We start from the raw sequence: 16,016 nt of genomic DNA, 5'->3' as shown, positions 1-16,016 counted from the left end.
GCTGAATTGAACAAAATCTGAACAACTAATTCGTTATCGCCAGCGGTTTGGTTTGAACGGTCAAAGTCAGGAAACCGCCGTCAAGCCTGCAACGCTTGAGTGTTTCACTCGGGCGAATGGAAGCTCAGGCTGTAGTTCACCGCTTTGGGGCCTGGGTCGAGAATGTCCAGCGCGATGTGGATCGGCGTTTGCGGCGGCATTTCGGCCAGGCCTTCGAGATCGCCGTTGAGGTACTCGCCGGGCTTGAAGCGGCGGCTGGCGATCAGGTGGCCGTTTAGGTCGGCAAAACGCAGCTCCAGCAGCGGGAACGGCTGGGAGAAGGGCGCACGGTTATAAATGATGGCATCGACCACCAGCGCCCCATTGAAGTCCGGGTGGCTGCGGACCACCAGATTGCTGCTTTTGACTTTCGCGATGTCGACCTTGGACGGCACTGTGCAGCCGATGTGCGGGCACAGTTGCTGGAACCACGGACGATATTGGTCCTGGCGCGCCAGTTCGTCGAAGTGGTAGGCGACGTATTGGCCGGCGAGGCCGGCAGCGCCGAGCAGGATCAGCAGCAGCCAGAAAAAGCGCCGACCCCAGGGGGAGCGGCGTTTTTGCCAATCCAGTTGCAACGGGTCGTCGGTCAGGTCCTGTAGCGCTTCAGCGCGCATGGCCGGTTCGCTGCGTTCGCGTCGCTTGCGCAGAGGCTCGACGGTGGGCAGGTCATCGTCGATCTCATCGTCATCGGCTTTCGCCGACAGGCTGCCAAAAGGGATCGGGGCGTCGAGCGGGTCGTGCAGGCGCAGTTGCTGTATCTCGGGCTCATCGTCCAGTGGCACGGGCTCCATGGACAGCGAAGGCTCGGTGCGCGAGTGTTTGCCTGGCTCGATCGTCGGTTCGACCATCGGTGCTGGCGTCTGCGTGTCGGCGGCTTGCGCACGATCGGCGGCCGACTCACTGAAGAGACTGTCGGGCCAAGGGGCTTCGTCGTGTCCGGTGCTGTCGCGACGAGCGCTGAGGCTGTCTTCGCGAGGGCGACCGAACTCCGTCGTCGGCTGGATTTCCCGCTGTTCGAGCCGGGCGAGTTCTTCGTCCAGGTCCAGGCTGTCCAGGTCCATTTCGGCCGCGGTCCATTGCTTTTGGCTGATGGCCCGCTGCACGGGCGGTTCTACGGGCGCCGATGCAGCCGGTTTTACCGCTTCCTTGCCGGCCCGTTGCTCAAGCAACTGCTTGGCGGCGTTGAATACCTGCAAGCATGAGCCGCAACGAACCACCCCGCGGGCCACGCTCAACTGAGCATGGCTGACGCGGAAGCTGGTTTGGCAATGCGGGCACTGGGTGACGAAGCTATCGGTCATGCGGCAATCCGGTTTATGCAGGCGCTCATTCTAGCGCCGACGGCCAGTGATGCGTACCCAGCCGTCGCGATTGGCGATCGGATCCAGATCGAAGTCCCGGGCATAAGCGGCGGCGACCTCTTCGCCCTGTTCGGCGAGGATGCCCGACAGCGCCAGGCGACCGCCGGGCTTGACCAGGCTGGACAGTTGCGGCGCCAGGGACACCAGCGGGCCGGCAAGAATGTTGGCCACCAGCACGTCGGCTTGAACCTGCGGCAAATCTTCCGGCAGATAGAGCGGGAACAGCTCGTCGGCAATGTTGTTGCGTCCGGCATTGTCGCGGGAGGCCTCCAGGGCCTGCACATCGATATCGGTGCCGACGGCTTGTTTGGCGCCCAGCAACAGGGCGGCAATCGCCAGAATCCCCGAGCCGCAGCCGAAATCCAGCACGTTGCAGTCTTTCAGGTCCTGGCCATCGAGCCATTCCAGGCACAGCGCGGTGGTCGGGTGAGTGCCGGTGCCGAACGCCAGGCCTGGGTCCAGCAGCAGGTTCACCGCGTCAGGCTCAGGGGCGGCGTGCCAGCTCGGGACAATCCACAGGCGCTGGCCGAAGCGCATCGGCTGGAAGCCATCCATCCAGCTGCGTTCCCAGTCCTGGTCTTCGATCACTTCGCTGTGATGCTCGGGCAGCGGGCTACCGGTCAGCAACTCCAGGTGTGCCAGCACGCTGGCGGCGTCAGTGCCGCCTTCGAACAAGGCCAGCAGGTGTGTGTGCGACCACAGCGGGGTGGTGTTGAGTTCCGGCTCGAAGATCGGCTGATCTTCGGCGTCCATGAAGGTCACCGACACGGCGCCCACTTCAAGGAAAGCGTCTTCGTAGGTTTCGGCTTGTTCTGGGCTGATGGCGAGACGGACTTGCAGCCAAGGCATGGCGGGCACCTTTGAAAAATATAGATTGCAGCCTAGCGGGCTGCGAGAAGCGCGCAAGTTTACGCGAGCGCGCGGCAGAAGACGACCGGGTTGCGATGCTCTGGAGTGAGCGGATTACTGTGGCGAGGGGGCTTGCCCCCGTTCGGTTGCGCAGCAGCCGCAAATCTGTTGAATGCGTTTCGTCAGGAAAACCTGTGGCGCATTGATAGGGACTGCTTCGCAGCCCAACGGGGGCAAGCCCCCTCACCACAGGATTTTGTATTTATCGATCAATCAACAATCCCCAGAAACAACAAAGCCGCCCGAAGGCGGCCTTGTCATGTTCCGGCTGAAGCTTAGTGCTTGTCGCCGGCCAGCTTGTGCTCGAGGTAGTGAATGTTCACCCCCCCTTTGCAGAAGCCTTCGTCACGGGTCAGATCACGGTGCAGCGGGATGTTGGTCTTGATCCCGTCGACAACGATTTCGTCCAGCGCATTACGCATGCGCGCCATGGCTTCGTCACGGGTTGCGCCGTAGGTGATCAGCTTGCCGATCAACGAGTCGTAGTTCGGCGGAACGGCATAGCCACTGTACAGGTGCGAGTCGACGCGAACGCCGTTGCCGCCTGGTGCGTGGAAATGCTTGACCGTGCCCGGGCTCGGCATGAACGTTTTCGGGTCTTCGGCGTTGATCCGGCATTCCAGCGCGTGACCTCGGATGACCACGTCATCCTGGGTGAACGACAGCTTGTTGCCGGCGGCGATGCTGAGCATCTCCTTGACGATGTCGATGCCGGTGACCATTTCCGATACCGGGTGCTCTACCTGGACACGAGTGTTCATCTCGATGAAGTAGAAGCGGCCATTCTCGTACAGGAACTCGAAAGTGCCGGCGCCACGGTAGCCGATGTCGATGCAAGCCTTGACGCAGCGGGCGAGGACTTCCTCGCGCGCGTTCTCGTCGATGCCCGGTGCCGGCGCTTCTTCGAGAACCTTCTGGTGACGACGTTGCAGCGAGCAGTCGCGGTCGCCCAGATGGATGGCGTGGCCCTGACCGTCGGAAAGCACCTGAACTTCCACGTGACGTGGGTTGGTCAGGAATTTTTCCAGATAGACCATCGGGTTGCCGAACGCTGCGCCCGCTTCGGAGCGGGTCAGTTTCGCCGAGGAGATCAGGTCTTCTTCTTTGTGCACCACGCGCATGCCACGACCACCACCGCCGCCAGCGGCTTTGATGATCACCGGATAACCGACTTCGCGACCAATGCGCAGAGCGGTTTCTTCGTCTTCAGGCAGTGGGCCGTCGGAGCCCGGGACGGTTGGAACGCCAGCGGCGATCATGGCGTGCTTGGCCGATACCTTGTCGCCCATCAGGCGGATGGTATCGGCTTTCGGGCCAATGAACGCGAAACCGGAGTTCTCGACCTGTTCGGCAAAGTCGGCGTTTTCCGCAAGGAAACCGTAGCCTGGGTGAATGGCGGTTGCGCCGGTCACTTCAGCGGCGGCGATGATGGCCGGAATGTGCAGGTAGGAGTGAGCGGCGGAGGCCGGACCGATGCAGACGGATTCGTCTGCCAGGCCCAGGTGCATCAGCTCTTTGTCGGCCTTGGAGTAAACGGCGACGGTCTTGATGCCCATTTCCTTGCAGGCACGCAGAATCCGCAGGGCGATCTCACCGCGGTTGGCGATCAGAACTTTTTCCAACTTCGCAGTCATCAAAGGCTCTCCGCGATTCAAACGATGGTGAACAGCGGTTGGTCGTACTCAACCGGCTGGCCGTCTTCGACGAGGATGGATTCGATCACACCGCTGGCTTCAGCTTCGATGTGGTTCATCATCTTCATGGCTTCGACGATGCACAGGGTGTCGCCTTTCTTCACGGTCTGGCCAACTTCAACGAAGGACGGCGAGGACGGCGAAGATTTGCGATAGAAAGTACCGACCATCGGCGAACGGGCAACGGAGCCGTTCAGCGTAGGTGCAGCTGGAGCCGCAGGCGCAGCGGCAGCAACCGGAGCGGCGGCAGCAACTGGTGCCGGAGCCGGTGCATGCATCGGAGCCGGTGCGTAGTACTGCTGAGCCGGCGTCTTGCTGTGACGGCTGATGCGTACGGACTCTTCGCCTTCCTTGATCTCAAGCTCGTCGATGCCGGACTCTTCCAGCAATTCGATCAGTTTCTTAACTTTACGGATATCCATGAATCATCAACTCCCAAGGGTCGGTCAGGGGCGTTTAACGCTTGTTGTTCAAGCCGTTGCCTGTCTTTCAAGCTGCTCTAGTGCGGCCTCCAGGGCCAGTCGATAACCGCTGGCGCCAAGGCCGCAGATCACTCCCACCGCTACATCGGAGAAGTAAGAGTGATGGCGGAAAGGTTCGCGTTTATGCACGTTAGACAAATGCACTTCGATGAATGGGATGCTCACCGCCAGCAGCGCGTCACGTAACGCGACACTTGTATGCGTAAAAGCTGCTGGATTGATCAGAATGAAGTCCACACCTTCGCCGCGAGCAGCGTGGATGCGGTCAATCAATTCGTACTCGGCGTTGCTTTGCAGGTAAAGCAAATGGTGGCCGGCATTGCGTGCCCGCTGTTCCAGGTCCTGGTTGATTTGTGCCAGGGTGGTTGCACCGTAGACGCCCGGTTCCCGGGTGCCGAGCAGGTTCAGGTTAGGGCCGTGCAAAACCAATAGGGTCGCCATCTGCTGCTCCTTTGTTATCTGTGTGCAATTGTCAGAACCCGGCGACTATGCCGCAAAGCCTTTGTGACTGTCCAGTTCTATGCAATAGGCAGCACGATGGCCGATGTTTGCGCGAAATATGTGACCGGGTGATTAAATCCGGTCATTTGCTTTCGCAACACGTTCGGCGAAGTCCGTGGCGTTTATCTCGCCGATCACTCGCACATCGGTGCGTTCGACGCCGTCCCTGCCGAAAAACATCAGCGCTGGAGGGCCGAACAGCTTGTAGCGGTCGAGTAGGGCGCGCTGTTCGGTGTTGCTGGCGGTGATGTCGAAACGGATCAGTCGATAGCCTTTAAGACGTTCGACGACGTTGGCATCGTTGAGCACTTCGTGTTCGATGACTTTGCAACTGATGCACCAGTCGGCGTACCAGTCGAGCAGCAGCGGTGTGCCGGAGGATTTGGCTTCGGCGAGGACACGATCCAGTTCTGCTGGAGAGGTTATGGTTTGCCAGGTGCTGGCGATTGGCGCTTGCTGCTCGTTGCTGGCGACGAGGCGCGTCTGGCCAATGGGGTTGAATGGATCGGACTGACCGCTGAACGCACCGTACCAACAGGCCAGTGCATAAAACAGCAGAAACATCCCCAGCAATTGCCCCAGGCGTTTTCTCGGCGGCTTATAGACAAACTCCAGCGCGCCCATGAACAAACCGACGCCACCGGCGAGCAAGCCGATCAACAGTAAAGTGATCTGGCCTGGCAATACTCGGCTGAGCAAACCGATCGCCAGCCCCAGCAAGAGCACACCAATCGCGTTTTTCACGTAGATCAGCCACGGCCCGCTTTTCGGCAACCAGGCCGCGCCGCCAGTCGCCACTAGCAACAGCGGTGCGCCCATGCCCAGGCCAAGCATGAACAGTTTCAATCCGCCGCCCAAGGCATCGCCGCTGGCGCTGATGTACAGCAGCGCACCGGCCAGGGGAGCCGAGACGCAGGGCGAAACCAGCAGGCTCGACACCACGCCCAGCACCGCCGCGCCCCACAGTGAGCCACCTTCGGTGCGCCCGGCGATCCGGTCCAGGCGGCTGCTGATGGCGTAGGGAAGTTTCAGTTCGAACACCCCGAACATCGCCAAGGCAAACACTGCGAAAAACATCGCGAACGGCACCAGCACCCAAGCCGATTGCAAGCGCGCCTGAAGATTAAGCTGTGCGCCGAACATGCCCATCAATGCACCCAACAGGGCGAAGCAGATGGCCATCGGCAGCACATAAGCCAGCGACAGGTTGAAGCCACGTAAACCGCCAATCTGCCCGCGCAGGACTACCCCGGAGAGGATCGGCAGCATCGGCAGCACACAGGGGGTGAAAGTCAGGCCGAGGCCTGCGAGGAAGAACAGCGCCAGTTCGCGCCAGCCCCAGGCTGTGGTCGTGGCACCGCTGCCATCAATACTCAGGCGCTCGGTCTCGGGCGGGTAGCACAGGCCTTTGTCGGCACAGCCCTGATAGGTCACGGCCAGCGTAAAGGCGCGGGAATCGGTGCGTGGCAGCTCTACATCGAGAATGCCGTGGTAAACCTCGACATCGCCGAAGTATTCATCGTGCTTTTGTTCGCCCTTGGGCAGTTGAGCCGCGCCGAGGCCAACGTCGGCCGGATCGGCGCGAAACTGGAAGCGATGGCGGTAGAGGTAGTAACCCTCGGTGGCGACGAAACGCAGCTTGATCGATTGCGGCGTACTTTCTACCAGGCTCAACTGAAAGGCTTCGCGCACCGGCAGAAAGTCGGCGCTGTTGTTGATCGAACCCAGGGTGGAACTGGGGCGACTGTCCAGCAACCCGGCGGCGGAGGCCGGGAGGGCGAGCACTAAAAACAGCAGGCAGAGCAAACGGCGCATGACAATCTCGCGTATTGGAGGTGCGGGCATGATAGCTGAGTGTGCAATGTATGCGACTACGCCGATCTCCCGTAGGCGCTGCCAAAGGCTGCGATATTTTGACTTTGATCTTCAACGCTCGATCCGCCGCCAGGATCAACATCAAATGATCGCAGCCTTCGGCAGCTCCTGCAGGGAGGTGTTTCAGTCAGGCTTCGGGCTTACTTTGTTGGTTGATCGCTGGAGTGTTTACACAAGTTGATTGTTACAGGGGTGTAGTGGTTACTGTTGGTATGTCGAAACAGCGTGCTGCTGTGATACTCATAGACTTCCTGGTTGGTCGATACATTGATAGTTGAACCTTGGATATCGACCTTTATGGCTGGATCTCGGGTGACTAAAAACGGACCAGCGGTCTTGAGTTCAGACGCTATTTGCTCGTTGGATGTCAGTTCGCGATAGACATAGTATCGATAGCTGAACGGTACTGTTGCTCCGCCTCGATCATCTTTGACGCCGTAGATGAAGCCGTTTTCGCCAAGGGGTAGTTTAAGTACTACATCGGTCAGCACCGGGTTGCCGGAAGACATGAGCCATGTCCAGCCGATGTAAGCCAAGCATACAACTAGCAGGGAGGAGGCGACGATTGTGTATGCAGTTTTTTGAGTAGTTCCTGTATCGGGCGTTGATACACCAGGGGGCGACGTTGGAACTATCACGGGGCACTCCTGTGCACGCTCGATTGATTGAAGCGCTAAACTCTAGCATCAAAACGATGACTAAAAGCACCGTATAGATAAACAGGAGTTTTCATACAAAAACTCAGGTGTCGATAATCTTTCTCGTTGGTAGCGTTCAGGCCCGAGCCCTTAAACCCGAAATGCCTGCACCGCTGTATGCAACTGCCCACCCAATGTCAGTAAATGTTCGCCTTGGCTGCGCCCTTCACCAATCCTCAGCAAGTTATCCCCACCCAATTGATGAATCCGCTCACTGTGATCGCGGATTTCGCTGACGGCGCCGCTCTGCTGGGCAGTGACATCGGCGATGCGCACGGCGGTGTCGGAAATGGTCTGGATCGCTCCGACGATTTTATCCAATGCACCGTCGGCGGCCTGGGCCTGGTTGGCCGTGGCTTCGGCGTGTTCGACCTGGGCGCGCATGCCTTCGACCGATTGCCGCGCGGCGGTTTGCAGGCCGGCGATCAGTGTCTGAATCTCGGCGGTGGCACCGGCGGTGCGCTGCGCCAGTGAACGAACCTCTTCGGCCACCACCGCAAATCCCCGGCCCATCTCCCCGGCGCGGGCCGCCTCGATGGCGGCATTCAGCGCCAGCAGGTTGGTCTGGTCGGCAATCGAACGAATTACCGTCAGCACGCCGCCGATGGTCGCCGACTCTTCGGCCAGATGTTCGATCATCTGCGCGTTGCCTTGCACTTCACCCACCAGCGCATGCAGCCCGGTGAGGCTCAGGCCGATGACCTTCTGACCATGTTCCACCGCCAACCCTGCATGACGACTGGCGTCCGCGGCCTGGCTGGCATCACCGGCGACTTGTTGAATCGTCGCCTCGAGTTCACCGAGAGAGTCGCGGATCAACGCAGTGTCGCCGGCCTGATGCTCGGCGCCGCTGTGCAGGTCATTGCTCAATTCGGCCAGCGTCCGGCTGCTGCCGGCGACTTGCTCGGCATTGAGGCGAATGGTCCCCACCAGGTCGACCAGATAGGCGCGCAAGCGATTGAGCGAGGCTTGAATGTCATGCAGTTCGCGGTTGGTCGCACCCAGTTGAATGTCGCGACTGAAGTCGCCCTCGGCCCAGATCGAAAGGGCTGGTGCCAGATTGGTCAGGGTTCGGGCCAGGCGTCGCTGCAAGGTATCAATGAGCAAGGCGATCAGCAGAATCAGCCCGATCATCACGCCCTGCATCAGCCGCACTTCGCCCTGGATTTGCCCGTGCTGGGCGCGCACTACCGGTTCCAGCCCGGCGATGGCCTGCTGCACGGCGGTGATTTTCAAGTGAGTCGCGGCGCTGAGGTCGGCGCGTTTCTGGATCTGTTCGCGCGTGCGTGCCAGTTCAGCCGGGTAGCGGGTGAGCAGGCTATTGAGTTCACGCTTGAGGCTGACACCGGCGTCTTCGGCGACGGCTTTCTCGGTATTCTCCAGGCCCATCATGGCGGAGAAGTCATCGGTGTTCGATTCACTGCTGGCAGTCACCCCCAGCAGCGGCAAGCTGTTCAATTGTTCAGCTTGAACGCGGATGCTGGCGACTTCGCGCTCGACATCGGCGGCCAGTTCGCTGCGCCCGCTGCTGACCAGTTTGTCCCGGGCCAAAGACAACTTGCCCAGATGCTGGGAAGCTGCGAGCAAAGGCGTCAGGTACGCCGCGTTGCCGTTGGCGTACTGGCTGAGCTGATCGAGGCTGGCACCGAGCTCGCGCTCGGCTTGCAGCAGCAGGGCTTGTGGATCGCCGGCGAGTTTGCCGGCAGCCAGCAAGTCCGTCTTGCTGAACTCTTCCAGGTTCGACAGGCTGGGGCGCAAGGTGTCGGCCAGGGTCGGAGGTAATTCGCCGAGCTCTTTTTGCAGGCTGTCGATGGCCTGGCTGGCGCTGCTCAGGCGCAGGGCATCGCCGCTGGCCAGGTAATCCTCGACGTTGCGCGCCACTTCATTTTGAAACTGCTGGGACAGGCGCAGGTAACGCTCCATCAACAGATAGGGGCGCTCCAGGGCTTTTTGCGACCACCAGAGGGTAGCGCCGAGGGCCACGCACACGGCGACCAGAAGGAGGGTATTGAGATTGGTCAACAGCTTCAGGCGCATTGCGGACTACCAACGGCAGAATGGTAAGTGCCTGAAGTTATTGCGTTTCTGTTACAGCGTTATGACCGAATCGGTCGATTCCGATGAAAAAGTGGCACTTTGCTTTGACTCCCGCGCGGCTTGCACGCGGTTGCGTCCGGCGTCCTTGGCGCGGTACAGCGCCTCGTCTGCCTGTGTGGCCATCATCAGGCTGTCGGAGCCTTCGTGCAGTTCGACGACACCGGCACTGAAGGTGCACCAGAGGTCCTGGGGTTGCGCGGGGTAGTGAATTTCGGCAAAGCGCTGACGGATTTCATCGAGCACCTTGTAGGCCGATTCAATATCGGTGTCCGGCATGACGATGGCGAACTCTTCACCGCCGTAACGGCCGATGAAGTCGGTCTTGCGCAACCGTTGCTTTAGGAACAGCGCCAGACTCTTGATCACCCGGTCGCCCATGGGGTGGCCATGGCTGTCGTTGACCCGTTTGAAGTGGTCGATGTCGAGCATCGCAAAGCTCAGCGGCTTGTTTTCGCGACGGGCACGGAATGAACAGTCTTCGAGCAGCTGCAGAATATGGGTGTGGTTGTACAAACCGGTCAGGCTGTCGCGCACCATCCGCGCTTTCAGATTGCGCGCCCGCGCCGCGCGGTTGCGCACGGTGGTGATCAGGTGTCGCGGCTTGATCGGTTTGGTCAGGAAGTCGTCGCCGCCCTCACTCATGGCGTCGAGCTGCTTGTCCAGATCGTCTTCGGCCGACAGATAAATGATCGGCACGCTGACATAGCGGTCGTTATGGCGGATCACCTTGGCCAGTTCCGTACCGGTGCAGGCCGGCATGTACATGTCGAGGATGATCAGGTCAGGCTGGAAATCCGCCAGTTCGGCCATGGCCTGGATCGGTTCGATCAAGGTCCGTGTGACGATCCCGGCGCTGTTGAGCAGGCGTTCGGTGTGCAAGGCCTGTGCGCGGGAGTCGTCGATGATCAGCACTTTATAAGGTTCGTACTGGGCGACGCAGGTCAGCACTTCGATCTTTTCCAGCAGGCTCGAGGCTTCGAGGGTGCCGGTGAGAAACTCCTGGCCACCGGCGCGCACGGCGGCGAGGCGGGTCGGGGTATCGGTTTCGTGCAGGCTGAAAAACAACAGCGGCAAGGGCTGCTCAAGGCCTTGCTGGGCTTCGGCCGCCAGTTTCAGGCCGATGCCGGCGCCACTGAAGTCGACGTCCATGACAATCGCCGCCGGCAACCGCTCGACCATCGAGGCGCGGAACGCGGCGACACTGCCCAGGGATTGGGCGCTGAGCCCGAAGAATTCAAGTTGCTTGGCCAGCCGTTCGGCCCGGTCGTGATCCTGCAGCATCACGTAGATCGGCTTGCGCAGCGGTGGCAGAAAGGTGTGTTCGAGCTGATCGCCATGGCGCAGGCCGGTACGGGACAAGCGCTGCATCAGGCGGTTGAGGTCAGTGATCAATCCGCTGCTCAGGCGTCCGCGATTGGCGTCGACGGCCTCCAGCGACTGGCCGATATGACGGGCCAGCAGGGTGTGTTCCGGTTGTTCGAAACGTTCGGCAAAGCGCAGTAGGCGCAGATTGGCCTCGCTCAGCTCCGACAGGTCGGTGATGGACCATTCGTTGCGTTGCAGGCGTTGCCATATCTCAAGAATCTGACGTGCCTGATGAATTACCCGCTGGGCAAAGTGGTGCTTGAGGCGCTCACGGCTGGGGTCTTCTGGCTCGGTCATATCCTGACTACTAGTTAGGGTGCATGCTGAGATCGACTGGTGGCTCTATGCTAGCACCTCTTTTCAATTGCATGAGTGTCCTGCGTCAATAATCTGCAAAGCGACATCATTCAGTTCCCGACCGACTGGTCGCATAGGCTCAACGCTGTGCTTCATTTATAGTGACGGCTTCGATTGCAGTCATTGTATGGCTCGCTGTGTCCCGCAGGATTTAATGCGCGGCAAATAAGGCACGATGGCGTAGGGTTGTAGTCGAACCGATGAACTCAAGTGATTGAAAGGATATCGCCATGCTGGACTGGAAGAACCGCACGGGCAGCGCGCCTGAGCGTGCCGCTGAACCGAAATCGGCCACCCGCAGTTATTTTGGTGGCCTGTTGTTCAGTCGGGCGCTGGCCACTCTGATTTGCCTTTACCTGTTGGTGGCTATCGCGCTGGGCTGGTACTGGAGCCAGGAGCCCGCGCTCTTTCCGGTTCAGCAAAATGCCCAGGTGGCAGCCGAGAAAGAAGGCAAGCAGATGGTGGTCGGGTACACCACGGTGGAAACCCTCAAGACTGTCGCCGGTACCTTGCTGACCAAACCGGGTGGCTATATTTCCAACGACCGTTTCCCGCCGGGCCTGTGGATGGACAACATGCCGAGCTGGGAATATGGCGTGCTGGTCCAGGTCCGCGACCTGAGCCGTGCGCTGCGTAAAGACTTCGCCCGTTCCCAGTCGCAGTCCGCCGAAGACGCCGACCTGGCCAAGGCCGAGCCGCGCTTCAACTTCGACAACAAGAGCTGGGTGCTGCCATCCAGTGAGTCCGAGTATCAGGAGGGCATCAACTCCCTGAGCCGCTATCAGGCACGTCTGTCGGGGCCTGACCAGAAGAGCGCGCTGTTCTACGCCCGTGCCGACAACCTGAACAACTGGCTGGGTGATGTAGGGACTCGTCTGGGCTCGCTGTCGCAACGGCTGTCGGCCAGCGTTGGCCGGGTCAAGCTCAACACTGCGCTGAAAACCGAAGTCCCGGCGCTCGGCCAGGTGCCGCAGGTTGACGAAGAAGTTGTTGAAACCCCGTGGATGCAGATCGATAACGTGTTCTACGAAGCCCGTGGTCAGGCCTGGGCATTGTCCCATCTGCTGCGCGCCATCGAAGTCGACTTCGCCGATGTGCTGGCGAAGAAAAACGCTACGGTCAGCGTGCGCCAGATCATCCGTGAGCTGGAGGCTTCGCAAGAGCCGGTCTGGAGCCCGATGATCCTCAACGGCAGCGGCTTCGGTGTGCTGGCCAACCACTCGCTGGTCATGGCCAATTACATCTCCCGGGCCAACGCCGCGGTGATCGACTTGCGTCAACTGCTCAATCAGGGCTGAGTCATGGTAGATAGCGCTAAAGAGGCCGCCCACCGCGCGGCCTCCGATGCCGAACAGATCGCCTGGGTCGACGAGCAGGACAACCTGCTCGGCGCCCTGGTGCGCTCCGACCTGCGTGAGCGTGGGCTGATCGGGCGCGGCACCTACATCATGCTGTTCAATTCTGCCGGCGAGCTGTGCGTTCACCGGCGCACCCTGAGCAAAGCGATTTATCCCGGTTATTGGGACGTGGCGGCCGGCGGCATGGTGCTGGCCACCGAGACCTACGCCGAATCGGCGGCCCGTGAGCTGGAAGAAGAGCTGGGGGTGAGCGGTGTGGAACTGACCGCCCACGATCACTTTTTCTTCGAGGACACCGGCAACCGGCTCTGGTGTTCGGCGTTTTCGGCGGTGTGGGACGGCCCATTGATCCTGCAGCCGGAAGAGGTGCTGGAAGCGCGCTTTATCCCGATTGATCAGGTCCTGCTGGAAATCCAGCAAAAGCCGTACTGCCCGGACTCTTTGGCAGCCCTGAAGCGCTATCTTCGCGCCCAAGGGGATGACGTCGCAAAAGAGCTGTAAATTGGCGCCGATTGGCTCTTAGCAAGTCGGCTTTTTGCCGTTACACTGCGCGACCTTTTCAAACTGAACCGGCAGTGCCCGGCTCAGTAGCGCTGCCCCTGCCTGAGTGGGGCTTCGCGGTCGATAACCTTGCCCAAGGTTGCGATCAGTCTTTGTCCTCCCAAGAGGATTGCCGGTGGCCAAAAAAGCCGCATCCTTCGCCGCCCTTGGTGGCCTGGTATTTTCCACCGACGCAGGTCGTCATTGCCCGGAATGCAGTAAACCGGTGGATGCCTGCATCTGCAAACAAACCGTTATCCCGGCCGGCGACGGCATCGCTCGCGTGCGTCGCGAAAGCAAGGGCCGTGGCGGCAAGACGGTGACGACCATCACCGGCGTGCCGTTGGCCGAAGACGCGCTCAAGGAACTGGCCACCACGTTGAAGAAACGTTGCGGGACCGGTGGGGCGTTGAAAGACGGGATCATCGAAATCCAGGGCGATCATGTCGAGCTACTCTTGGCTGAGCTGATCAAACACGGTTTCAAAGCGAAGAAGTCCGGCGGCTAGCAGCCTCTGTGAAAACCACCCGCGGCTTGATCCAGTCCTGATTTCATTCTGGTCTGGCGTCGTCTCCATGGTTTTCACAGAGCCTGTTCAAGACCGGTTTCTAAACTCACTGCGGTCAGCGAGGTCTACCCCCTCGTTGACGAAACGTCATTTTCATTCTTTAGACTGCGCCGGCCTGAACTCAAGGCGACGCTCTATGACTTCTTTATAGGGGACTTCGATGTCCGTAAGACGCACACGCAAAGACGATGGCAGCCAATGGACAGTTGCGGACAGCCGCAGTGTTTACGGGATTCGCCATTGGGGGGCCGGGTATTTCGCGATCAATGACGCCGGTCGCGTCGAAGTTCGTCCGAACGGCCCGACCAGTTCGCCTATCGATCTGTTCGAGCAAGTCGACCAACTGCGCAAAAGCGGTTTGTCCTTGCCGCTGCTGGTGCGTTTCCCAGACATCCTGCAAGACCGCGTGCGTCAGCTGACCGGCGCGTTCGATGCCAACATCGAGCGCCTGGAATACCAGAGCAAGTACACCGCGCTGTACCCGATCAAGGTTAACCAGCAGGAAGCGGTGATCGAAAACATCATCGCCACCCAGAACGTTTCCATCGGTCTGGAAGCCGGCTCCAAGCCTGAGCTGCTGGCGGTATTGGCACTGGCGCCGAAGGGCGGCACCATTGTCTGCAACGGTTACAAGGACCGCGAGTTCATCCGTCTGGCGCTGATGGGCCAGAAGCTGGGCCACAACGTGTTCATCGTGATCGAGAAAGAATCCGAAGTCGGTCTGGTGATCGAAGAAGCGGCGTCGCTCAAGGTCAAGCCTCAGGTCGGCCTGCGTGTGCGTCTGTCGTCCCTGGCGTCGAGCAAGTGGGCAGACACCGGTGGCGAAAAATCCAAGTTCGGCCTGTCGGCGGCGCAACTGCTGTCGGTGGTCGAGCGTTTCCGTGCCGCTGGCCTGGACCAGGGCATTCGCCTGCTGCACTTCCACATGGGTTCGCAGATCGCCAACCTGGCGGACTACCAGCACGGCTTCAAGGAAGCGATTCGTTACTACGGCGAACTGCGCAACCTTGGCCTGCCGGTCGATCACATCGACGTCGGCGGCGGTTTGGGCGTGGACTACGACGGTACTCACTCGCGTAACGCCAGTTCGATCAACTACGACATGGACGATTACGCCGGTGTCGTGGTCGGGATGCTCAAGGAATTCTGCGACGCGCAGAGCCTGCCGCACCCGAACATCTTCTCTGAAAGCGGCCGCTCCCTGACCGCCCACCACGCGATGCTGGTGGTGCAGGTGACCGACGTCGAGAAACACAACGACGACGTGCCGAAGATCGACAACAAGGAAGAACTGCCGGAAACCGTGCAGTGGCTGGTTGACCTGCTCGGCCCGACCGACATCGAAATGGTCACCGAGACCTACTGGCGCGCCACGCACTACATGAGTGACGTCGCCACCCAATACGCCGATGGCAAGCTGACCCTGGCGCAAAAAGCCCTGGCCGAGCAATGCTACTTCGCCGTTTGCCGCCGCCTGCACAACTCGTTGAAGGCCCGTCAGCGTTCCCACCGTCAGGTGCTCGACGAACTCAACGACAAGCTGGCCGACAAGTACATCTGCAACTTCTCGGTCTTCCAGAGCCTGCCGGACACCTGGGCCATCGGCCAGGTCCTGCCGATCCTGCCGCTGCACCGTCTCGACGAAGAGCCGTTGCGCCGTGCGGTGCTGCAAGACCTGACCTGCGACTCCGACGGCAAGATCAAGCAGTACGTCGACGAGCAGAGCATCGAGACCAGCCTGCCGGTGCACGGTCTGAACGAGGGTGAAGACTACCTGTTGGGGATTTTCCTGGTCGGTGCCTACCAGGAAATTCTTGGCGATATGCACAACCTGTTCGGTGACACCGACTCGGTGAACATCTATCAGAATGCTGACGGCAGCGTTTACCACGCCGGTATCGAAACCCACGACACCATCGAAGACATGCTGCGTTATGTGCACTTGTCGCCGGAAGAGCTGATGACCCACTACCGCGACAAGTGCGCCAGTGCCCGCATCAGCGCCAGCGAGCGCACCCAGTTCCTCGATGCCTTGCGTCTGGGCCTGACCCGTTCGTCTTACCTGTCTTCTTGAGGTAAGGCACCGCGCCCATCAGGTTGTCTGAAATTTCTCCGTAGGTTGCGGAAATTTCAGATGACCTGGTGCGGGGCTTCTCTTTTGTCACGCGA

13 protein-coding genes are annotated in these 16,016 nt (G+C 60.1%); 4 read left to right on the top strand and 9 right to left on the bottom strand.

Going from position 1 to position 16,016, the window contains the following annotated elements:
- Positions 1–104: 104 nt before the first annotated feature.
- From AF70_RS25190 to gcbA, 9 genes are all read right to left on the bottom strand, one after another.
- Positions 105–1,343 (bottom strand): DUF3426 domain-containing protein, encoded by a 1,239-nt coding sequence (locus tag AF70_RS25190; RefSeq protein WP_028940127.1) that lies wholly within the window; start codon positions 1,341–1,343, stop codon positions 105–107.
- A gap of 30 nt (positions 1,344–1,373) precedes the next feature.
- Positions 1,374–2,252, bottom strand: a complete 879-nt coding sequence (gene prmA / locus AF70_RS25185) for a 50S ribosomal protein L11 methyltransferase (protein WP_019582270.1) — start codon at positions 2,250–2,252, stop codon at positions 1,374–1,376.
- Between the two features lie 335 nt (positions 2,253–2,587).
- A complete protein-coding gene (gene accC / locus AF70_RS25180) occupies positions 2,588–3,946 on the bottom strand; it encodes an acetyl-CoA carboxylase biotin carboxylase subunit (RefSeq protein ID WP_007937211.1) in 1,359 nt (452 codons plus the stop codon).
- Between the two features lie 17 nt (positions 3,947–3,963).
- Positions 3,964–4,428 (bottom strand): acetyl-CoA carboxylase biotin carboxyl carrier protein, encoded by a 465-nt coding sequence (accB, locus tag AF70_RS25175; protein ID WP_019582271.1) that lies wholly within the window; start codon positions 4,426–4,428, stop codon positions 3,964–3,966.
- A gap of 48 nt (positions 4,429–4,476) precedes the next feature.
- Positions 4,477–4,929, bottom strand: a complete 453-nt coding sequence (gene aroQ / locus AF70_RS25170; protein WP_007937215.1) for a type II 3-dehydroquinate dehydratase — start codon at positions 4,927–4,929, stop codon at positions 4,477–4,479.
- A gap of 132 nt (positions 4,930–5,061) precedes the next feature.
- Positions 5,062–6,804 carry a protein-disulfide reductase DsbD gene (locus AF70_RS25165; protein ID WP_028940126.1) on the bottom strand — a complete coding sequence of 581 codons (1,743 nt, stop codon included), beginning with the start codon at positions 6,802–6,804 and terminating at the stop codon, positions 5,062–5,064.
- Positions 6,805–7,004: 200 nt separating this feature from the next.
- Positions 7,005–7,373 (bottom strand): hypothetical protein, encoded by a 369-nt coding sequence (locus tag AF70_RS25160; protein ID WP_230175426.1) that lies wholly within the window; start codon positions 7,371–7,373, stop codon positions 7,005–7,007.
- A gap of 279 nt (positions 7,374–7,652) precedes the next feature.
- Positions 7,653–8,696, bottom strand: a complete 1,044-nt coding sequence (locus AF70_RS30125; RefSeq protein ID WP_370741084.1) for a methyl-accepting chemotaxis protein — start codon at positions 8,694–8,696, stop codon at positions 7,653–7,655.
- A 954-nt stretch (positions 8,697–9,650) separates the two neighbouring features.
- A complete protein-coding gene (gene gcbA / locus AF70_RS25150) occupies positions 9,651–11,321 on the bottom strand; it encodes a diguanylate cyclase GcbA (protein ID WP_019582275.1) in 1,671 nt (556 codons plus the stop codon).
- Positions 11,322–11,611: 290 nt separating this feature from the next.
- Between gcbA and AF70_RS25145 the strand changes: the two genes are divergently transcribed.
- The 4 genes from AF70_RS25145 (at position 11,612) to speA (ending at position 15,921) form a co-directional block, all read left to right on the top strand.
- On the top strand, positions 11,612–12,679 hold the full coding sequence (locus AF70_RS25145; RefSeq protein ID WP_019582276.1) for a DUF2333 family protein: 1,068 nt from the start codon (positions 11,612–11,614) through the stop codon (positions 12,677–12,679).
- A 3-nt stretch (positions 12,680–12,682) separates the two neighbouring features.
- Positions 12,683–13,240, top strand: coding sequence for an NUDIX hydrolase (locus tag AF70_RS25140; protein WP_019582277.1), 558 nt, complete (start codon positions 12,683–12,685; stop codon positions 13,238–13,240).
- 175 nt (positions 13,241–13,415) lie between these two features.
- Entirely contained in the window at positions 13,416–13,787 is a 372-nt protein-coding gene (locus AF70_RS25135) for a translation initiation factor Sui1 (protein ID WP_007914613.1), read from the top strand.
- Between the two features lie 220 nt (positions 13,788–14,007).
- Positions 14,008–15,921: an arginine decarboxylase gene (speA, locus tag AF70_RS25130; protein ID WP_018928415.1), complete on the top strand. Its 1,914-nt coding sequence runs from the start codon at positions 14,008–14,010 to the stop codon at positions 15,919–15,921.
- Positions 15,922–16,016 lie beyond the last annotated feature (95 nt).

Origin of the sequence: Pseudomonas sp. KD5 (assembly GCF_012932895.1) — a bacterium.
Lineage (GTDB): Bacteria > Pseudomonadota > Gammaproteobacteria > Pseudomonadales > Pseudomonadaceae > Aquipseudomonas.
The sequence above is the reverse complement of the archived record's forward strand: the minus strand, read 5'-3'. Positions and strand labels throughout refer to the sequence as shown.

Excerpts from the sequence above, each read along its gene's own strand:
- AF70_RS25165 (WP_028940126.1), bottom strand. The coding sequence starts at position 6,804 with ATGCGCCGTTTGCTCTGCCTGCTGTTTTTAGTGCTCGCCCTCCCGGCC.
- AF70_RS25160 (WP_230175426.1), bottom strand. The coding sequence starts at position 7,373 with ATGTCTTCCGGCAACCCGGTGCTGACCGATGTAGTACTTAAACTACCC.
- AF70_RS25140 (WP_019582277.1), top strand. The coding sequence starts at position 12,683 with ATGGTAGATAGCGCTAAAGAGGCCGCCCACCGCGCGGCCTCCGATGCC.
- gcbA (WP_019582275.1), bottom strand. The coding sequence starts at position 11,321 with ATGACCGAGCCAGAAGACCCCAGCCGTGAGCGCCTCAAGCACCACTTT.
- accB (WP_019582271.1), bottom strand. The coding sequence starts at position 4,428 with ATGGATATCCGTAAAGTTAAGAAACTGATCGAATTGCTGGAAGAGTCC.
- AF70_RS25145 (WP_019582276.1), top strand. The coding sequence starts at position 11,612 with ATGCTGGACTGGAAGAACCGCACGGGCAGCGCGCCTGAGCGTGCCGCT.
- accC (WP_007937211.1), bottom strand. The coding sequence starts at position 3,946 with ATGACTGCGAAGTTGGAAAAAGTTCTGATCGCCAACCGCGGTGAGATC.
- prmA (WP_019582270.1), bottom strand. The coding sequence starts at position 2,252 with ATGCCTTGGCTGCAAGTCCGTCTCGCCATCAGCCCAGAACAAGCCGAA.
- aroQ (WP_007937215.1), bottom strand. The coding sequence starts at position 4,929 with ATGGCGACCCTATTGGTTTTGCACGGCCCTAACCTGAACCTGCTCGGC.
- AF70_RS30125 (WP_370741084.1), bottom strand. The coding sequence starts at position 8,696 with ATGATCGGGCTGATTCTGCTGATCGCCTTGCTCATTGATACCTTGCAG.
- speA (WP_018928415.1), top strand. The coding sequence starts at position 14,008 with ATGTCCGTAAGACGCACACGCAAAGACGATGGCAGCCAATGGACAGTT.
- AF70_RS25190 (WP_028940127.1), bottom strand. The coding sequence starts at position 1,343 with ATGACCGATAGCTTCGTCACCCAGTGCCCGCATTGCCAAACCAGCTTC.